We start from the raw sequence: 17,072 nt of genomic DNA, 5'->3' as shown, positions 1-17,072 counted from the left end.
GACAACGCACCTAATGTCATATCCACGGCTTTAGCCAGCCCCGGCGCACTATTGACCAGCGTACCATCCAGATCAAACGCCAACCCACGAATCGCAGCAAAATCAGTCATGACGCACCGCCTTCAGTTCCTGCCGCATACGGTCAATCACCGCACGATAATCCGGCTGGCCGAAAATTGCCGAACCGGCCACGAACATGTCGGCGCCGGCAGCCGCAATCTGGGCGATGTTATCCACTTTGACGCCGCCATCCACTTCAAGGCGGATGTCATAACCGCTTTCATCAATCCGCCGACGCACCTGACGTAGCTTATCCAGCGTTGATGGAATAAACGACTGGCCGCCAAAGCCCGGATTCACCGACATCAGCAGAATGATATCCAGCTTATCCATCACATAATCAAGATAACTCAACGATGTAGCGGGGTTAAACACCAGTCCGGCTTTACAACCATGATCCTTGATCAGTTGCAACGTACGGTCGACATGCTCGGATGCCTCGGGATGAAACGTAATGAAGCTGGCTCCCGCTTCGGCAAAATCAGGTATCAGTCTGTCCACCGGTTTGACCATCAGATGCACATCCACCGGCGCGGTGATGCCGTAATTGCGTAAGGATTTCAGCACCAGCGGGCCAATCGTCAGATTGGGAACGTAGTGGTTATCCATCACATCAAAGTGAACGACATCCGCCCCGGCAGCCAGCGCGCGCGCGGTGTCCTCGCCAAGACGGGCAAAGTCAGCCGACAAAATAGACGGGGCGATTAAAAACGGTTTCATGCGTTTCTCCAAACCATCAAGTCTGCATTCCGCTGCCGGGTTCGGCCATTGACGGCACGCCTGTACAGCCACTCTGTTGGGGAACACTATGTTTACGAAAAACACTATGTTTACGAAGAACACGGTGTTTACGAAGAACATGGTGTCTACGAAGAACATTGTGTTTACGAAGAACACTACTTACGAAGAACACTGTGTATGAAGAACGGCATTCATGAACAACACTGTTCGCGGGGAACACAGGATACCTTTTCACCGGTTCCCCCGCCCATCGCGCGTTGCCACGCTCAGGACGTCGCCTGACAATACAACGCCAGCAATTCATTCACCTTACTGCGGCCCGAAATATTGCGGCTGATGGTACGGCGCGCTTTGACCACATACAACGATGACGCATCACGATACCATTCACGAGTCAGCACCGTATCATGATTGGAAATCAGCACCGGGATCTGGTTTTGCGACGATAACCGTTGCGCCAGTTGCGCCAGATTTTGCTGGTCCTGATGGTTAAAGTTGTTAGTGTGGTACGCCGTAAAGTTGGCCGTCGCCGACAACGGCGCATAAGGCGGATCGCAATACACCACCGAACCCGAGGTCGCGTTGGTCAGCGTCTGTTGATAATGCTCGCAAACGAAGGTCGCGTTCTGTGCCTTTTCCGCAAACCAATAAAGCTCTTCTTCCGGAAAATAAGGCTTTTTATAGCGCCCGAACGGCACATTGAACTCACCCCGCATGTTATAGCGGCACAGACCGTTATAACAATGCCGGTTCAGATACAGAAACAACAATGCCCGACGATAGTCATTAGTACAGAGGTTGAACTCGTCTCTCAGTTGATAAAATACATCCGAGGTGTTGACCTCATCGATAAACAGCTTGCGGGCATCGCTGATAAAAGCATCGGTCTCGTTTTTAACGATTTTATAGAGATTAATCAGATCGCTGTTGATATCAGCCAGAATATAGCTGTCGTAGTCGGTATTGAGAAACACGGAACCCGCACCCACGAAAGGCTCGATTAATCGCTCTCCCGCTGGCAGATATCGGCGAATCTCCTCCACCAGCGGATATTTCCCACCGGCCCATTTTAAGAACGCGCGGTTTTTCTTCATGCCGTCGTTAGTTACTCACACAGTTCAGAGCCACGGATTGTACTCTGTTAAGACAGCACATCAGGGCCAATTGGTGTTACTTGGTCAAGTCCTGCTTCACCTGACGGATCGGCCTGACCCATGGTTTTTTCGCCTGAACATCAGCAGGCAGGGACGCAATAGCACGCTTGGCATCTTCCGGCGAGGCGTAAACACCATTCACCAGAACATACCAGGGTCGCCCGTCGCGTTTCGTTTCATATACCCAGTAATTCGTCAGCCGCTGTTCCCGCGCATACGTCTTGAGAGAGTCTTCACGGGACGCACTGCTGAGTTGCACAGTAAAGTGGCTGGCAGGCGCACTCTGAATAGCCGCATTGCCCTGACTTCCCGTCGATGTCGCCGGTTTAACCGCCGTTACCGGCTTACTGGACGGGGCAGGCGTTACTGCCGTCGTCGGTGCCCGATGGGTATTCGTTGCAGGTTTAGCCGCTTCTTTTGCCTCGGCGGCGGTTTTATGGGATGCCGGCGCTGACGGTTTTTCTGCCTGCACATGGGAAGGCGACTTCTCTACGGACGGCATGCGTCCGCCTTTAGCCGTCGGCGAGAACACGGTTGCCGGCTCGGTCGGTAACCCGGCAGAAAACGCGTTAACCCGATCCTGCTGCTGAGGCTGAGACAGCGCATCAGTGATGTTCCCCGGCAATTCAATACGCTGCTGGCCGTTGCTCTGCGCAGGCAACGGCGCCTGCGTAGGCGTGCCGGAAACAGGTTGACCGCTCAACGTCTGCGGCGCTCCGGTTCCCCCCGCATTCTGGTTGCCCGTCGGTGCAGGAGAAGACGGCTGAGACGCTGCCGGTTCCTGACTGGAAGACATAGCGGCTGGTTCCTGACTGGAAGACATAGACGATGACAGATCGATATTCTTACCAGAGCCTGCCGATTGCGACGATGCGGAAGAGGAATTCTGACTGGGAGATTGCAAAGCAGAACCTATGCCGATGATCAACAGCACCAGAACGACGATACCAATACCAATCATGGTGTGTTGTCTGGATAGCGAAACACTGGGGGCAGAGAAGCTTTTGCCTCGTCTGTGCTGACGCACCGGGCGTCTATCGCTGGTATCCGGCTTCAGCTCTTCTTCCGGATTGAACTCATCCATTTATACCCTCCAACTGAAAGGCTAGCTTCCGCACACATCTCAAACTGCGAAAGACTAAATCATAAGGCATTGTATTTTAAACGTAAACTACTGCGACGCCATCTGCTGGCTATTCAGCCGGCAGATGGCGGATTTAGGGAAGGCAGTCGGCTATCGATGCCAACACCAGTTCGTGTGATACGCCGGAACGAACTTCCGATTGACCAATCGCCGTAGGCAGAACCAGACGCAGCTCTCCTGCCAGAACCTTCTTATCCCGCATCATGTGCGGCAGATACGCTTGCGGAACCATTTCGCGCGGCCCGGTAACAGGCAATCCGGCACGCAGCAACAGGGCTTTGATACGCTCGACATCATCGGCATTCAACTGGCCGAGACGACGTGCGGCCTGCGCCGCCATCACCATACCCGCGGCTACGGCTTCGCCATGCAGCCAGTTGCCATACCCCATTTCCGCTTCAATGGCATGTCCATAAGTGTGGCCTAAATTCAGCAAGGCGCGCAGTCCGGACTCACGCTCATCCGCCGCCACCACTTCCGCCTTCAGTTCACAACAACGACGAATGCAGTAGGCCAACGCGGCGCTTTCCAGGTTGCGAACCTCATCGATATGCGTTTCAAGCCACTCGAAAAAGGCGCTGTCGAGAATAATGCCGTATTTGATCACTTCAGCCAGACCGGAAGAGAGCTCGCGTGCCGGCAACGTCTTAAGACAATCCAGATCGACCACCACTGAGGCCGGCTGGTAAAACGCGCCAATCATATTTTTACCAAGCGGATGATTGACAGCCGTTTTGCCGCCGACAGAAGAATCAACCTGAGACAACAACGTGGTGGGAACCTGAATAAAGCGCACGCCGCGCTGATAACAGGCCGCGGCAAATCCGGTCAGATCGCCAATGACGCCGCCGCCCAGCGCGACCAACGTCGTATCGCGGCCATGCGGTTTAGCGAGTAATGCGGAAAATACCTGCTCCAGCACAGCCAAAGACTTGAACTGTTCACCATCAGGCAAAATGACCTGATCCACCCGCACACCACTTTTCTCCAACCGATCACGTACCGCATCCAGATACAGTGGAGCCAACGTTTCATTGGTCACCAGCATGGCCTGATCGCCCGCTTTCAGCGGCATAAAAGAAGCCGCATCATTGAAAAGACCGGCAGCTATCGTAATGGGGTAACTACGTTCCCCGAGGGTTACGGTGACTCTTTCCATGCGCGTTCCATTGATCTGTCAGAAGCCTGTGGTATACAGGAGATTACACAAAATCAGTTGTTTTCCAGCATGCTGATGATCTGGTTGGCAACGACTTTGGCGCTTTGTTCATCGGTGCGAATCGTAACATCGGCGATTTCTTCATACAGCGGATTACGCTCTTTCGCCAATGCCTCCAGCACTTCGCGTGGTGGGGTTTCAACCTGAAGCAACGGACGTTTTTTATCTCGTTGAGTACGGGCCAACTGTTTTTCAATCGTGGTTTCCAGATACACCACCACGCCACGTGCAGACAAGCGATTGCGGGTTTCGCGTGATTTCACCGAACCACCGCCCGTTGCCAGCACGATACCCTGCTTTTCCGTCAATTCATTAATGACTTTCTCTTCGCGCTCGCGGAAGCCTTCCTCGCCTTCCACATCAAATACCCAGCCCACATCAGCCCCGGTACGTCGCTCAATTTCTTGATCGGAGTCGAAAAATTCCATATTGAGCTGCTGAGCTAACTGACGGCCAATAGTGCTTTTGCCGGCACCCATCGGCCCAACCAGAAAGATATTGCGTTTCTCTGCCATTTTTTTGGTATTACTAAGAAATTCGTTAATGATAACCCGCCCCGCCATGTAACCTGCGGCGGAACCTAAACTGAAACCTCATGAGCGATAGTGCGAGAATCAGACAAAAAATTATCTCAATACTCAGGGTAGTTTGGCAACCGAATAAAATGCCACACGAACCAGGCAGCGATAAACCGTGCGTTTTATCTACACCCGTGATACTTCATGTTGCAGGAAAGTCGGCTTTCTTACTCGGCCCATTACCGGGCTTCGCCCTGAAGGGCCAACACGGCGCGTTGTTCAAAACACCCGCATTTTGTCCTGCAACTTGAAGTGCGTTTGGGGTATACACCGCTGATGTAACACCACTTCCGTGCTCAAGCCGCTATCCTTGTATGCTAAAACGACGGTATCGTCAAACGATGAAGGACACTATTTAGTAAAGCGGGCGGCTAAATCCCGTTGTCCGCCGGGGTCGTTAATCAGGCTGCGGGCTTGCGTTTAGCCGCCTGAATCAAGGTCGGCGTAATAAAGATCACCAGTTCGCGTCGGGTATGCTGCCGGTTGCCGCTACGGAACCACGCACCGATGCCAGGCAACGCCCCTAACCCCGGCACTTGACGTTCCGCCTGATTTTTTTGCTGCTGGAAAATACCGCCCAGCACAATGGTTTCGCCATCCTGAACGGTAACCTGAGTCTGGATCTCCTGTTTATCGATCGCTAGAATCTCCCCGTCTTCCCCCTGCTTAATGGCGCGCCCCGGCATATTCTGGCTAATCAGCAGATTAAGCGTAATCTGCCCGCCATGCAGAATCCGCGGCGTGACCTCCATGCCCAGTACCGCCTCTTTAAACTCGATCGATGTCGAACCGCTCGCACCGCTGGATACCTGATACGGGATTTCCGTACCTTGTTTGATGCTGGCCGTCTGCTGATGCGCAGTAAACAAACGTGGACTGGCAATGATCTCCACCTCGTTTTCTTGTTCCAGCGCCATCAATTCCAGATCCAGCAGTCGTCCGTTCAACTTTGCCAGATGAAAACCGGCGTTAATGGCGGGCGATTCTATCGGCAAGCTGACGTTAAAATTATTCATTTGCAGCGCTTGCCCCGTCGCCATGCCATCGCCCAGCCCCCAATTAACGCCTAATGCCTTGAGATGCTCGCTACTGATGGTAACGATATGCGCCGCCAGTTGTACCTGCGATAACGGCTTATCCAGTTCCTCAATCCAGGGACGAATCTGCTCCAGCGCCGAACCGACATCCCGGACCAACAAGGTATTGGTACGTTTGTCTACGGTTACGTTGCCGCGTTCCGTCAGCAACGTACCGCGCTGGCTTTGCAAATTGGCCACCACATCGGCGGCCTCTGCGTACTGCAAAGTGACGGACAAGTTCTGCAACGGCAGTTGCAGGCGTTGTTTAGCCGCCAGTTCTTCCTGTTTCTGCTGCCTGTCTTTCATCACGGTATCGGGGTAAACCATCATGACGCTGTCCTGCCGTTCAAGCGTCAGTTGCCCCATACGCAAAATAATATCCAGCGCCTGCTGCCAGGGAACCTGGTGCAAATTCAGGCTAACATTGCCTGCCACACCAGGGGCTACGACCAGATTGAGCTGCTGATGGTCCGCCAGCGCCTGCAATACACGCTGGACCGGCACATCATCAAATGCCAGCGAAACCGGCTCGTCGCGGCTGGCTTCGGCCAGCATGCTGCAAAATAACATCACCAGCCAGCCGTAGCGGCGGAATCGCCCGTTGGGAAAACGTCCTGTTTCCATATTTCACTCCATGTTGTGATGAAAAGGCGCGTTAAGATGAATCTCCGCCGTCTCACAGCGTCCCTGCCCGCCGGTCGTGCGTAACACAACGCCGCTACGGTCGAGCCGCATAACCTGCCAATCGCCCAAAGGCAACACATCCCCGTCACGAACACGCAGCCAGTGGCTTTGGGGCTGGAACAACCATCCAACCCACTGCGACGATGACCCCACCATCCCTTTCAATTGCCACTTATCCTTCACCGGGTTGTCATCGCATGAAGCCGTTGATAACGGCTGGAATGGGTCGCGCGTCACCGCTTCGGCACCCATGCAGCACAGAAACAAACCGGCCCACAGCACCCCGATCCGCCCTCTTTTCATGGTTTGGCCTCCGGCGGTTGTGGCAGCGACAATTGCAGCTCGGTACGTAACCCGGCGGGAACCTTTCGGATCGTGATGCGATCGATACGCAGCACTACCGGCAACTGGCTAAACCGAGAAAGGAAATCCAGCGTTTCCCCGTATTCGGCATTGAAAACCAGTCGCCAGGCGGGAGAGGAGCCATGACGCGCTTGCGCCGATAATGGCTGCCAGGCTTCCAGATGCACGCCGCTGTCATGCAGCGGTGCATCCAGCAGCGACGAGATACGATTTAACGGCCAGTCCTCCGCAGATAAGGGCTGCCCGGCCAACCAACGCTGCAGCGAGTGCAAGTCGGGTAACGGCGTAATTTTGCGCCGCCACTGCTCAATGGCGTTCTCACCATCCCGATACTGCTGCTTGAGCTGCCGCAGGTGCTGCTGCTCTGCCGACATCCACACTCCACCGCCAATAAGCGCCGCCAACAGGATCGCCGCCGACGGCGCCAGTAACCATAGCCACAGTGGCGCGCTCAGCCAGTGTGCGGCCTGAGGATAAAGCCACCGCATCACGCTTTTTCTCCAGACTCGGCGACATCCTGCCAGTAGAGGTGCAGCGAAAAATTCAGCCGAGCGCGATTTTGTGGATCACGCTCCGTCTGTTGTACGCCGGCATCCGCGATGTGAGGTAATACCGCCATTGCATTCGTCAAGGCGACAACCGCAGAATAGTGATTACTCACTCCGGATACATGGATTCGTGAACCGTCATCGCTAATTTCCGTCAGCCACAGCGAATCCGGCAGTACGATGGGCAGTTGCTCAAGCAAGATCTGATAACGCAGATTCCGTCGCCGACTCTGCTCCTGCGCCGCCTGTTGCGCCAGTCGGGTTTCCCGCTGCTGCCAGGCGGCGAGCGTCTGAAGATAAAGCTGCTCATAACGCGGCGGTTGCAACACGACCCACTCTATTTGTTGCGTCCACCACATTCGTTGTTGCTGGTAGTGCCCACGAAGTATGGCCGCCGCACCACCGATCCCCAGCAGCACAATGCCGGCCAGCAACAGACTTAGCCGCATACGCCGATATAACAGACGCGGGCGCCATACCAGAAGATTGACGGTCAGCATGGTGAATCCTCCGGGCGGATAGCCAGCCCGCCGGCAATAGCAAAAGCCGCGGGAAACGCCGGTAATGGGGGCCGTTGCTGACTAAATGCCGTCAGGGGTGACCAGGCCGCCAGAGAGGCGGATGTGTGTTGCAACCCGGCCGGCGTTGAGGCGCTAAGATAGGCAACAGGTGACACCTCTTTTTGATAGCAGGTACTCACATACTTTATGAGATCAGGCTCTACCTGAATATCTGTCGCCCCATCCGCCATGTCATCCGGATGAAACGTGCCAAACGCCAAAGGCGCTTTCAGCGGCGACACCCACAACCAGTGATCGTCAAAACGGTGCAACAGCAAACGATCGTCCGCCAGTCCGGCACGGGCGGCCATACAACGCAGCGCACAAGGCGTAATATCCACTGCATCGGGTTGCAAGCCGGCATCGCGCAAACAATGCAGCCAGATATCCAGCTCAGTTTGACGTGCCGCCGTAACCAGCAACATATTGGGGGTTTGCGGATCGGGGCGATAATCCAGCGCCAAATCGTCGCCGCTAACCGGCAACGCCTTGACCGCCATTTTGCGGATATATTCGCCGCGCTGAGGTTCACGCAACCGCCGGTCCGGCATCGCCAGCCGCTGTTGCAGCACTCGCGGGGCGGGAAACCCCAACCTCAATGAAACAAATCGTGGCAATTCCTGCCGCCATTGACGAAGAACCGTACAAAGTTCAGTGGGATGATGTAGACTACCGCCGCGTAATGTGCCATCCGGTAACGGCAACTGCCACCAATGGCGCAATTGCCAGCCATATCGGCGGCGTTGTACGGCCATAGCACGTATAAAACCGTTCTGGATGTCCAGCCCAACCTGCCAGATGGGATAAGCCATGAATGTTCGATCTCCTTATCGTTTCACAACAGAACAGATACCCGATGGGCGTCGAGATGCAGGCTGGGCGACAGCAGAGTAATGCCCGGTTATTTTGCCTTACCCTCAAGGGGAAAGGGCCGGGAACAGAGAGCAGCCATGCGCCTGTAACCTGAAAGACGACAGGTATATCCACCTTGCTGGCTTCCCTTTATACTAGCGCCCGTCTGTTTATAAACTATTCAATTGCTACTGAATGGAAAATCTCCGGTGAAGTTCGTAAAGTACCTATTCATCCTTGCAGTGAGTTGCATTCTGCTGGGAGTTGCTTCGCTCTATGGCCTCTATCGCTATATCGAGCCACAATTACCCGATGTCGCCACGCTGAAAGATGTTCGCCTGCAGACTCCGATGCAGGTTTACAGCGCCGATGGCGAACTGATCGCCCAGTTCGGTGAAAAACGGCGTATCCCGCTGAAGCTGGAGCAGATCCCGCCGACACTGGTGAACGCGTTTATCGCAACGGAAGACAGCCGCTTTTTTGAGCATCACGGCGTTGACCCGCAGGGGATCATCCGTGCGGCGGTAATCGCCCTGACTTCCGGCCATGCGTCGCAGGGGGCCAGTACCATCACCCAACAATTGGCGAGAAACTTCTTCCTGAGCCCGGAACGCACGCTGCTGCGTAAAATCAAGGAAGTGTTTCTGGCGATTCGCATTGAGCAAACGCTGACTAAAGAAGAAATCCTTGAGCTGTATCTGAACAAGATCTATCTGGGTTACCGCGCTTACGGCGTCGGTGCGGCGGCGCAGGTGTATTTCGGCCGCCCGGTTGACCAGTTGACGTTGGCGCAGATGGCGATGATTGCCGGCCTGCCGAAGGCTCCGTCTACCTTCAACCCGCTCTATTCCTACGATCGCGCCGTTGCTCGCCGTAATGTGGTGTTGTCCCGCATGTTGGACGAAAACTACATTACACAGGCGCAGTACAATCAAGCCCGTAGCGAAAAACTGGTGGCGGATTATCACGCGCCGGAAATCGCTTTCTCCGCGCCGTATCTGGCCGAGATGGTTCGTCAGGAAATGGTGAAACGCTACGGCGAGGATGCGTATAACGACGGTTATCAGGTCTACACCACCATTACCCGTAAGTTGCAACTGGCGGCGGAAGACGCCGTACACAACAATGTCATCGCTTATGACATGCGCCACGGCTATCGCGGGCCGGACCAGGTGTTGTGGAAAGTCGGCATGCCGGCCCTGACGCAAGACAAGATTGTCGAAGCACTGAAAAAACTGCCGGTTTACGGGCCGCTTTTCCCGGCGGTCGTGACCGATGCCGGCGCAGACAAAGCCCACGCCATACTGGCGAGCGGCGACAAAATCGAACTGCCGATGGTCGGGGTACGCTGGGCCCGCGCCTACCGTTCCGATGATCAGCAAGGCCCCACGCCCAAACGCGTCACCGACGTACTGGAAGCCGGCCAGCAAATCTGGGTACGCAAAGTCGATAACGACTGGTGGCTGGCACAGGTGCCCGACGTCAACTCGGCGTTGGTGTCGCTCAATCCGAAAGACGGCGCGGTACTGGCGCTGGTCGGCGGTTTCGATTTCAACCAAAGCAAGTTCAACCGTGCCACGCAGGCGTTGCGGCAGGTAGGGTCGAACATCAAGCCGTTCCTGTACACCGCAGCGATGGATAAAGGCCTGACGCTGGCTACCATCCTTAACGACGCGCCGATTACGCGCTGGGATCCGGGTGCAGGTTCCGACTGGAGCCCGAAAAACTCGCCGGCGGAGTATGACGGCCCAATCCGTTTGCGTCAGGGGCTGGGGCAGTCGAAAAACGTGGTGATGGTGCGCGCCATGCGCGCTATGGGCGTGGATTACGCCGCCAATTATCTGGAGCGCTTCGGTTTCCCGGAACAGAATATCGTACATACCGAATCGCTGGCGCTCGGCGCGGCGTCTTTTACGCCGTTACAGGTTGTTCGCGGTTACTCGGTCATGGCCAACGGCGGCTATTTGGTGGACCCTTACTTCATCACCAAAATCGACAATGCCGCCGGTAATAACCTCTTCACCGCGATGCCGAAAATCGTCTGCGATACCTGCAATCTGCCGGTGATTTACGGGGATACGCAACGTTCCGCCGTCTTGTCGGACGACAGCATGGAAAATGTCGCGACATCGCAGGAAAATCCGGTGCAGGCGGCACCGCAGGTTGACCCGATTACCCCGTCGGAAGTCGCCAGACAAGCCGCGATGCAGCCTTACGCGCCGCATGTCATCAGTACGCCTTTGGCATTCCTGATCAAAGACGCGCTCAACAGTAACGTATTCGGTGAACCGGGCTGGATGGGAACCGGCTGGCGCGCAGGTAAGGTACTGCAACGCCACGACATCGGCGGTAAAACCGGTACCACCAATAACTCGAAAGACGCCTGGTTCTCAGGTTACGGCCCCAATATCGTCGCCTCCGTATGGATTGGTTTTGACGATCATCGCCGAGACCTTGGCCGGACGTCGGCATCCGGTGTGATTCGCGACCAGATTTCCGGTTACGAAGGCGGTGCGAAAAGTGCCGAGCCGGCCTGGGACGACTTTATGAAGGTCGCGCTGAACGGCGTACCGGAGCAGAAGACGCCGCCGCCGCAGGGGATCGTCACGGTCACTATCGATCGCAGCAGCGGCAAACTGTCGGATGGCGGCGCGAACAGCCGTCAGGAATATTTCATCGACGGTACCCAGCCCAATGAACGGGCCGTGCATGATGCAGGGACTACCCTGTTCAACACCAGCAGCGGTCAGGCGGAGGAGCTGTTCTGATCCCCTAGGCGGATACACCGCCGACAACAACAGCGGCAAAGACCGTCATCACCAGCAGAAAAAAGGCGCGATATGCGCCTTTTTCTTTAGGGACTCACACCGAAAGTCGCTGGTTGCACCGCCGCCCGGACGGCAATACCGGCAACCGGCGGCCATTATCAGTGCGCTATTTATACCCGTCATACTTCAAGTTGCAGGTGCGTTGGCTTTATTACTCGGCCCCTCCCTGGGCCTCGCCCTACGGGCCGCAGCGCGCTGCGTTCAAATCTGCTCCCGGCAGATTTGTCGCTCACCCCAGTCACTTACTTGAGTAAGCTCCCGGGGATTCGCTGCGTCGCCGTCTTCCTGCAACTCGAATTATTTTGGGTATAGCTGATTACGATAAAAATTATTGCGCTAAAAACTGTTGCGCTAAAAATAGTGCGCTCACGTTGCGCGCTTCGCGGAAATCCGGTTCTTTCAGCAGCGCCATCATATCCGCTAACGGCCAGCGCACCAGTTGCAACGGTTCCGGCTCATCGCCTTGCAGACGTTGAGGGTAGAGGCCGTTCGCCACCACGATATTCATACAACTGGAAAAATAAGAAGGTGCCATCGTCAGGGTTGATAACAATTCAAACCGTTGTGCGCCAAACCCAACCTCTTCCATCAGCTCACGGTTCGCCGCCTCAAACACCGTTTCACCCGGGTCAATCAGACCTTTGGGAAACCCCAGCTCATACTGCTCGATACCGACCGCATATTCGCGAATCAACAGCAGCTCATCGCCGATAACCGGTACGATCATCACCGCTTCACGGCCCGATGGGCGCATACGTTCATAGATACGGCGCTCACCGTTGCTAAATTCCAGATCAACGGATTCCACATTGAACAGATGTGAACGGGCTACGGTCTCAACCTTGAGGATTTTGGGTTTTTGCAGGTTATTATCCATCGTGGCCTCGATGAGGAAACATCAACAGGCTTTCCCCGTTCAGGTCAATACCGACACGGAACACAAAGCGGTAGGGCTGCTGTTTCCTAAAGAATATTCAGTGAGTCACATTGTGCGTTAACATTAACAGTAGCTGCAACTCCATCATGATGAATTTACAAATTAGCAACAATGCAAACATATTAGTTTTTTTATACAAGTGACATGCTTATCATGGTGAAGATCAGACATGGATTCATCAGAAAAAATTCAGACTTTCCTCATTCTCGCTCCCCGTTTCGCTTGCTACCATACACTGTTAAACAAGCAATGTTCGGTTAATTCAGTCATTAACTGTACGACGTGGGTTAACATTGTTCGTGTAGTTTTGTTACTATCTGGAAATAACAGAGGGAACCCTACGCTGTTGGCTGGAGATAATATGCGCACAATACTCATCATATTGGCTGTATTGTTTGCCGGTCTGATTACCGTAGGGGGGATCATTGGCTATCTCATGTATCGTCGTCTTCTATTCGCCAGGCGTTTGCCGGTTACACCATCAGGACATCGTCAGCTGACCGCGTCGGAGCGTATTGCTATCGAACGTTATCTGACCATGGCCCATCTGGACAGCACGGTTTCTGCGTCCGTCCCGGCTACGTTACCCCGATTATTGCCGGGCAACCGGGTGTATCCCATCACTCATAGCATTACCCGCTACGGGTTAAGCACCGACGCGCCCAACAAATGGCGCTATTACATCGATACTCAGGAAATCCACCTGCCGGCACGCTGGGAGCAATACATCACCCAGAACAATGAAATCGAACTGATCAAAACCCGTTCGATCCCACTGGTTATTTCATTAAATGGTCATTCGCTGACGGAATTCGTCAACGAGATGGATTCATTCGCCGGTTCAGATATCCCAGGCGAGCAGGCCTCCATCCGTCCGGAAATCCATGAACACACCGAACTGGTAGCGATTCGCAAGGAAACGAAAGAAGAACACGCGGTGCACCGTTCACGCGGCCTGCGCGAAAGTGCGGTGCTGAGCCTGGCCTTTCTGCTGCTGGTCTTCAGCCTGACCAGCCCGCTGGCGATGTTGCCCTGGCTGGCCGGCGCCGCCTGTCTGATGATGGCTTGGGGGTGCTGGCAACTGTTTCGACCTCCTTCGCAAAAAGAGCTCCGCGAGGTGCACTGCCTGCACGGTACGCCGCAATGTATGGGACTGTTTAGCGACACCAGCCAAAGCCAGATCGGCAACGTCTCGCTCGGCAATATCGATCTTATCTATCCTCCACACTGGCAGCCGTATATCGGTTATGACCTCGGCAGAAAAACCGATGTAGATATTTACCTGACCCGCCAGGTCGTTCGTCAGGGCAATTACCTGTCGTTGCACAACGAAGTCAAATTCTTTCCGTTACAGCAGTGGGGCAAAAACGCCGTATTGGCAGCCGGTGCGCTGCTTAGCCTGACCTTACTGCTGACCTCGGTGCCGCTTGACCTACCGCTGAAGCTCAGTCTGGCGTGGGTTCAGGGTGCAAGCAGCCTCAAAGTCAGTCAGGTAGAAGAGCTGGAGCGCATGCCGCTGCACATCGGCGACAAGTTGCAGGTGCGCGGCAGCGGTATGTGTTATGTGCCGCCGATCAGTCTCAACCCAACCGCCTCTAAAGCCTCGGCATTTGCGCCATTCGATTGCGCGGCGATTTACTGGAACAAGGCTGCGCCGCTGCCATTACCGGAATCGGATACCATTGAGAAAACCACGGCCTTGCAAAAGACGGTGAAAGAACAGTTGCACCCGGCAGCCAGCGATAATCAGGTCAGTTCGCAACTGGCGGACGCCATCCAAAAATCCGGCATGATTTTGTTAAATAACTTCTCGGATATCGTGCTGAAAACCGATGCGTTATGCGAGAAAGAAGAAGATTGTACTCGCCTCAAAAACGCACTGATCAATCTGGGCAACGCCAAAAACTGGGATCTGCTGGTTAAGCGAGCGCGTTCCGGGGCATTAAAAGGCATGAGCGTAGTATTACGCCCGGTCAGCGCCGAATCGCTGGATGCGCTGGTGAAAAGCGCCACCGACGAGTTCTACAGCCGTGAAATCATTACCGCCTCCAATTCACTGAACAGCCCGCCGCCGGGCGGTTTTCTGATTCGCAGCGACGAAGGCAGGCAATTCGTCAATCATCAGGCGCCGGTCGCACCACTGCGCGATCTGCCGCCGCAGGAACAATGGCAGGAACTGCAACGCCTTTCATCTCTGCTGCTGCATACACCGTTTGAAGCGAGCGGCGTGATCACCCAGATCAGTATCGACGCCAACGGTACTCGCCATATTTCGCTGCATAGCGAACCCGATGCCGTCACCATGTGGCGTTCGCTGGGCGCCTGTCTGCTGTTGCTGGCTTTCAGCGTGATTATGATCCTGAACCTGGTATTGCTGCTGGTGAAACGCCGCCGTAGCCGGCAACGTATCGCCAATATCCAGCAATACTATGCGCGTCATCTGGTGCCGGAAGCACCGGCCGCCGGCCCTTTGTACGAGAGTACGGTTCACCCCTAACGTCCGGTCCCCTCAATCGATGGGTGCGATCGGCCGCGTTTAACGGTTATGCTACGCTGATAACATCGACTGCCCCGTTTCCGGTTCAACCGGAGACGGGGCAAGTATCTGGAGTATGTATGAATCCCGAACTGAACTGGAATGAGATCGATACCGTTTTGCTGGATATGGACGGTACGCTGCTCGACCTCGCGTTTGACAGCTATTTCTGGCTGCAATTAGTGCCGGAATCACTCAGCCGTCAGCGTGATATCAGCCTGGATCAGGCGCAGCAGTTGATCGCGGTGGAATATCAGGCGGTGCGTCATACCCTCAACTGGTACTGCTTTGACTACTGGAGCGAGCGACTGGGTCTGGATATTCACCAAATGACCAGCGATATTGGTCACCGCGCCCGCCTGCGCGACGACACCACACCGTTTTTGCACGCACTGCGCAGAAGCGGTCGCCGGACTATTCTGCTGACCAATGCTCATCCGCATGGCCTGTCGGTCAAAGTCGCCCATACCGGGCTGGATAAACACCTTGATTTATTGCTTTCCACCCATACTTATGGGTATCCCAAAGAAGATCAGCGTTTATGGCAGGCGGTGCAGGCGGAAACCGGGTTTAATCCGGAACGCACGCTGTTTGTGGATGACAACGAGCCGATACTGGATGCCGCCAGAGCTTTTGGCATCCGCTATTGTCTGGGCGTCAGTAATCCTGACTCGACCAGTCCGCAGGAAAACCGCTTCCGGCAACACCCGTCGATGAACGACTACCTGGCGCTGCTGCCGGGTATTCACCAGTCGATTCCTGTCGGTAATCAGGAGTGCTCATGAGCAAAGACAGTCAACATGATGATGGCAATGCAGTCCGACTGGACAAGTGGTTGTGGGCGGCGCGCTTTTACAAAACTCGCTCACTGGCACGCGAGATGATCGACGGCGGCAAAGTGCACTACAACGGCCAGCGCAGCAAACCCGGCAAACTGGTGGAACTGGACGCCGAAATCACGCTGCGCCAGGGGAACGACTCGCGCACGGTGATTGTCCGCGCCGTTAGCGATCAACGTCGCCCGGCGTTACAGGCGCAGGCACTGTATGAAGAAACGCAGCAAAGCATTGAAAAGCGTGAACAACTGGCGCAGGCCAGAAAACTGAACGCGCTATCCATGCCGCATCCGGACCGGAGACCGGATAAAAAAGAACGCCGGGATTTAATCAAATTCAAGTACAGTGACGCGGAATAAGAGCCTAGCCCACCAAGCGTAATTGGCGCAGCCAGTTTGGACACGGACAGCGCGGAGACAACATGCAACGCATGTTGAACGGACAAAGCACTTTGTCCGGCCCAACGGGCGAGCGCAGCGAGTAACCCGGAGCGTACACGGAGTACGTGAGGATTTAGAGCACTGCCCAGGTCCAAAATGGCAAGTAAAATAGCCTTGGTGGGGCAGGCTCTAAGCCGTCGTCACCACGAGAGAAAATTATGGCCAATCATGACCAACTGCACCGTTATCTGTTCGAAAACCATGCTGTTCGCGGCGAACTGGTTACGGTAAGCGATACCTTCCAGCAGATGCTGGTTAATCACGACTACCCCACACCGGTCAAAAATCTGCTGGGCGACCTGCTGGTCGCGACCAGTCTGCTGACCGCGACGCTGAAATTCAGCGGCGATATCACCGTGCAGTTGCAGGGCGACGGCCCGCTGAAGCTGGCGGTGATCAACGGCAATCATCAGCAGCAGATGCGCGGCGTGGCGCGGCTGCAAGGCGACATTGCCCCCGATAGTTCGCTGCATGACATGGTAGGCAACGGCTATCTGGTCATCACCATTACCC

General features: G+C 55.0%; 15 protein-coding genes and 2 pseudogenes. 5 read left to right on the top strand and 12 right to left on the bottom strand.

Going from position 1 to position 17,072, the window contains the following annotated elements:
• From DCH402_RS22110 to pilM, 11 genes and pseudogenes are all read right to left on the bottom strand, one after another.
• Window positions 1-110 (bottom strand): annotated as a pseudogene (locus DCH402_RS22110) (phosphoglycolate phosphatase); the annotation flags it as partial.
• A complete protein-coding gene (gene rpe, locus DCH402_RS01530) occupies window positions 103-780 on the bottom strand; it encodes a ribulose-phosphate 3-epimerase (protein ID WP_039999241.1) in 678 nt (225 codons plus the stop codon). The pseudogene DCH402_RS22110 and the gene rpe, both read right to left, overlap by 8 nt.
• A gap of 287 nt (window positions 781-1,067) precedes the next feature.
• The gene (dam, locus tag DCH402_RS01525; RefSeq protein ID WP_039999239.1) at window positions 1,068-1,895 is read right to left on the bottom strand and encodes an adenine-specific DNA-methyltransferase; all 828 of its coding nucleotides are present in this window, start codon (window positions 1,893-1,895) and stop codon (window positions 1,068-1,070) included.
• Between the two features lie 76 nt (window positions 1,896-1,971).
• Window positions 1,972-3,039 carry an SPOR domain-containing protein gene (locus DCH402_RS01520; RefSeq protein ID WP_039999235.1) on the bottom strand — a complete coding sequence of 356 codons (1,068 nt, stop codon included), beginning with the start codon at window positions 3,037-3,039 and terminating at the stop codon, window positions 1,972-1,974.
• Window positions 3,040-3,172: 133 nt separating this feature from the next.
• Complete coding sequence (gene aroB, locus DCH402_RS01515) at window positions 3,173-4,258, bottom strand: 3-dehydroquinate synthase (RefSeq protein ID WP_039999234.1); 1,086 nt, start codon at window positions 4,256-4,258, stop codon at window positions 3,173-3,175.
• 53 nt (window positions 4,259-4,311) lie between these two features.
• Complete coding sequence (gene aroK, locus DCH402_RS01510) at window positions 4,312-4,833, bottom strand: shikimate kinase AroK (RefSeq protein ID WP_027710718.1); 522 nt, start codon at window positions 4,831-4,833, stop codon at window positions 4,312-4,314.
• Between the two features lie 464 nt (window positions 4,834-5,297).
• Entirely contained in the window at window positions 5,298-6,599 is a 1,302-nt protein-coding gene (gene hofQ, locus DCH402_RS01505; protein WP_071604652.1) for a DNA uptake porin HofQ, read from the bottom strand.
• Window positions 6,600-6,602: 3 nt separating this feature from the next.
• Window positions 6,603-6,962: a HofP DNA utilization family protein gene (locus DCH402_RS01500; protein ID WP_050583243.1), complete on the bottom strand. Its 360-nt coding sequence runs from the start codon at window positions 6,960-6,962 to the stop codon at window positions 6,603-6,605.
• Window positions 6,959-7,510, bottom strand: coding sequence for a hypothetical protein (locus DCH402_RS01495; protein ID WP_039999232.1), 552 nt, complete (start codon window positions 7,508-7,510; stop codon window positions 6,959-6,961). The genes DCH402_RS01500 and DCH402_RS01495 overlap by 4 nt, the downstream gene beginning before the upstream one ends.
• Window positions 7,510-8,070, bottom strand: coding sequence for a PilN domain-containing protein (locus tag DCH402_RS01490; protein WP_039999231.1), 561 nt, complete (start codon window positions 8,068-8,070; stop codon window positions 7,510-7,512). The genes DCH402_RS01495 and DCH402_RS01490 overlap by 1 nt, the downstream gene beginning before the upstream one ends.
• Window positions 8,064-8,942: a type IV pilus biogenesis protein PilM gene (gene pilM / locus DCH402_RS01485; protein WP_039999230.1), complete on the bottom strand. Its 879-nt coding sequence runs from the start codon at window positions 8,940-8,942 to the stop codon at window positions 8,064-8,066. Before pilM ends, DCH402_RS01490 begins: the two co-directional genes overlap by 7 nt.
• 249 nt (window positions 8,943-9,191) lie before the next feature.
• On the opposite strand from pilM, the gene mrcA reads away from it, so the two are divergent.
• Window positions 9,192-11,750: a peptidoglycan glycosyltransferase/peptidoglycan DD-transpeptidase MrcA gene (gene mrcA / locus DCH402_RS01480; protein WP_039999228.1), complete on the top strand. Its 2,559-nt coding sequence runs from the start codon at window positions 9,192-9,194 to the stop codon at window positions 11,748-11,750.
• A 388-nt stretch (window positions 11,751-12,138) separates the two neighbouring features.
• Here the strand turns inward: mrcA and nudE are convergent, their stop codons facing one another.
• Complete coding sequence (gene nudE / locus DCH402_RS01475; RefSeq protein WP_039999227.1) at window positions 12,139-12,687, bottom strand: ADP compounds hydrolase NudE; 549 nt, start codon at window positions 12,685-12,687, stop codon at window positions 12,139-12,141.
• Between the two features lie 421 nt (window positions 12,688-13,108).
• Between nudE and DCH402_RS01470 the strand changes: the two genes are divergently transcribed.
• The 4 genes and pseudogenes from DCH402_RS01470 to DCH402_RS01455 all read left to right on the top strand — a co-directional run.
• Window positions 13,109-15,244: an intracellular growth attenuator family protein gene (locus DCH402_RS01470; RefSeq protein WP_039999225.1), complete on the top strand. Its 2,136-nt coding sequence runs from the start codon at window positions 13,109-13,111 to the stop codon at window positions 15,242-15,244.
• A gap of 119 nt (window positions 15,245-15,363) precedes the next feature.
• A complete protein-coding gene (gene yrfG / locus DCH402_RS01465; RefSeq protein ID WP_039999223.1) occupies window positions 15,364-16,068 on the top strand; it encodes a GMP/IMP nucleotidase in 705 nt (234 codons plus the stop codon).
• Window positions 16,065-16,478, top strand: a complete 414-nt coding sequence (gene hslR, locus DCH402_RS01460; protein ID WP_050583242.1) for a ribosome-associated heat shock protein Hsp15 — start codon at window positions 16,065-16,067, stop codon at window positions 16,476-16,478. Before yrfG ends, hslR begins: the two co-directional genes overlap by 4 nt.
• Window positions 16,479-16,717: 239 nt before the next feature.
• Window positions 16,718-17,072, top strand: a pseudogene (locus DCH402_RS01455) (Hsp33 family molecular chaperone HslO); the annotation flags it as partial.

The organism is Dickeya chrysanthemi NCPPB 402 (assembly GCF_000406105.1).
In the GTDB taxonomy this organism is placed as follows: Bacteria; Pseudomonadota; Gammaproteobacteria; order Enterobacterales; family Enterobacteriaceae; genus Dickeya; species Dickeya chrysanthemi.
The sequence above is the reverse complement of the archived record's forward strand: the minus strand, read 5'-3'. Positions and strand labels throughout refer to the sequence as shown.

What these genes read in the sequence shown, in the direction of transcription:
- rpe (WP_039999241.1), bottom strand. Translation starts at nt 780, where the DNA reads ATGAAACCGTTTTTAATCGCCCCGTCTATTTTGTCGGCTGACTTTGCC.
- dam (WP_039999239.1), bottom strand. Translation starts at nt 1,895, where the DNA reads ATGAAGAAAAACCGCGCGTTCTTAAAATGGGCCGGTGGGAAATATCCG.
- DCH402_RS01520 (WP_039999235.1), bottom strand. Translation starts at nt 3,039, where the DNA reads ATGGATGAGTTCAATCCGGAAGAAGAGCTGAAGCCGGATACCAGCGAT.
- aroB (WP_039999234.1), bottom strand. Translation starts at nt 4,258, where the DNA reads ATGGAAAGAGTCACCGTAACCCTCGGGGAACGTAGTTACCCCATTACG.
- aroK (WP_027710718.1), bottom strand. Translation starts at nt 4,833, where the DNA reads ATGGCAGAGAAACGCAATATCTTTCTGGTTGGGCCGATGGGTGCCGGC.
- hofQ (WP_071604652.1), bottom strand. Translation starts at nt 6,599, where the DNA reads ATGGAAACAGGACGTTTTCCCAACGGGCGATTCCGCCGCTACGGCTGG.
- DCH402_RS01500 (WP_050583243.1), bottom strand. Translation starts at nt 6,962, where the DNA reads ATGAAAAGAGGGCGGATCGGGGTGCTGTGGGCCGGTTTGTTTCTGTGC.
- DCH402_RS01495 (WP_039999232.1), bottom strand. Translation starts at nt 7,510, where the DNA reads ATGCGGTGGCTTTATCCTCAGGCCGCACACTGGCTGAGCGCGCCACTG.
- DCH402_RS01490 (WP_039999231.1), bottom strand. Translation starts at nt 8,070, where the DNA reads ATGCTGACCGTCAATCTTCTGGTATGGCGCCCGCGTCTGTTATATCGG.
- pilM (WP_039999230.1), bottom strand. Translation starts at nt 8,942, where the DNA reads ATGGCTTATCCCATCTGGCAGGTTGGGCTGGACATCCAGAACGGTTTT.
- nudE (WP_039999227.1), bottom strand. Translation starts at nt 12,687, where the DNA reads ATGGATAATAACCTGCAAAAACCCAAAATCCTCAAGGTTGAGACCGTA.
- DCH402_RS01470 (WP_039999225.1), top strand. Translation starts at nt 13,109, where the DNA reads ATGCGCACAATACTCATCATATTGGCTGTATTGTTTGCCGGTCTGATT.
- yrfG (WP_039999223.1), top strand. Translation starts at nt 15,364, where the DNA reads ATGAATCCCGAACTGAACTGGAATGAGATCGATACCGTTTTGCTGGAT.
- hslR (WP_050583242.1), top strand. Translation starts at nt 16,065, where the DNA reads ATGAGCAAAGACAGTCAACATGATGATGGCAATGCAGTCCGACTGGAC.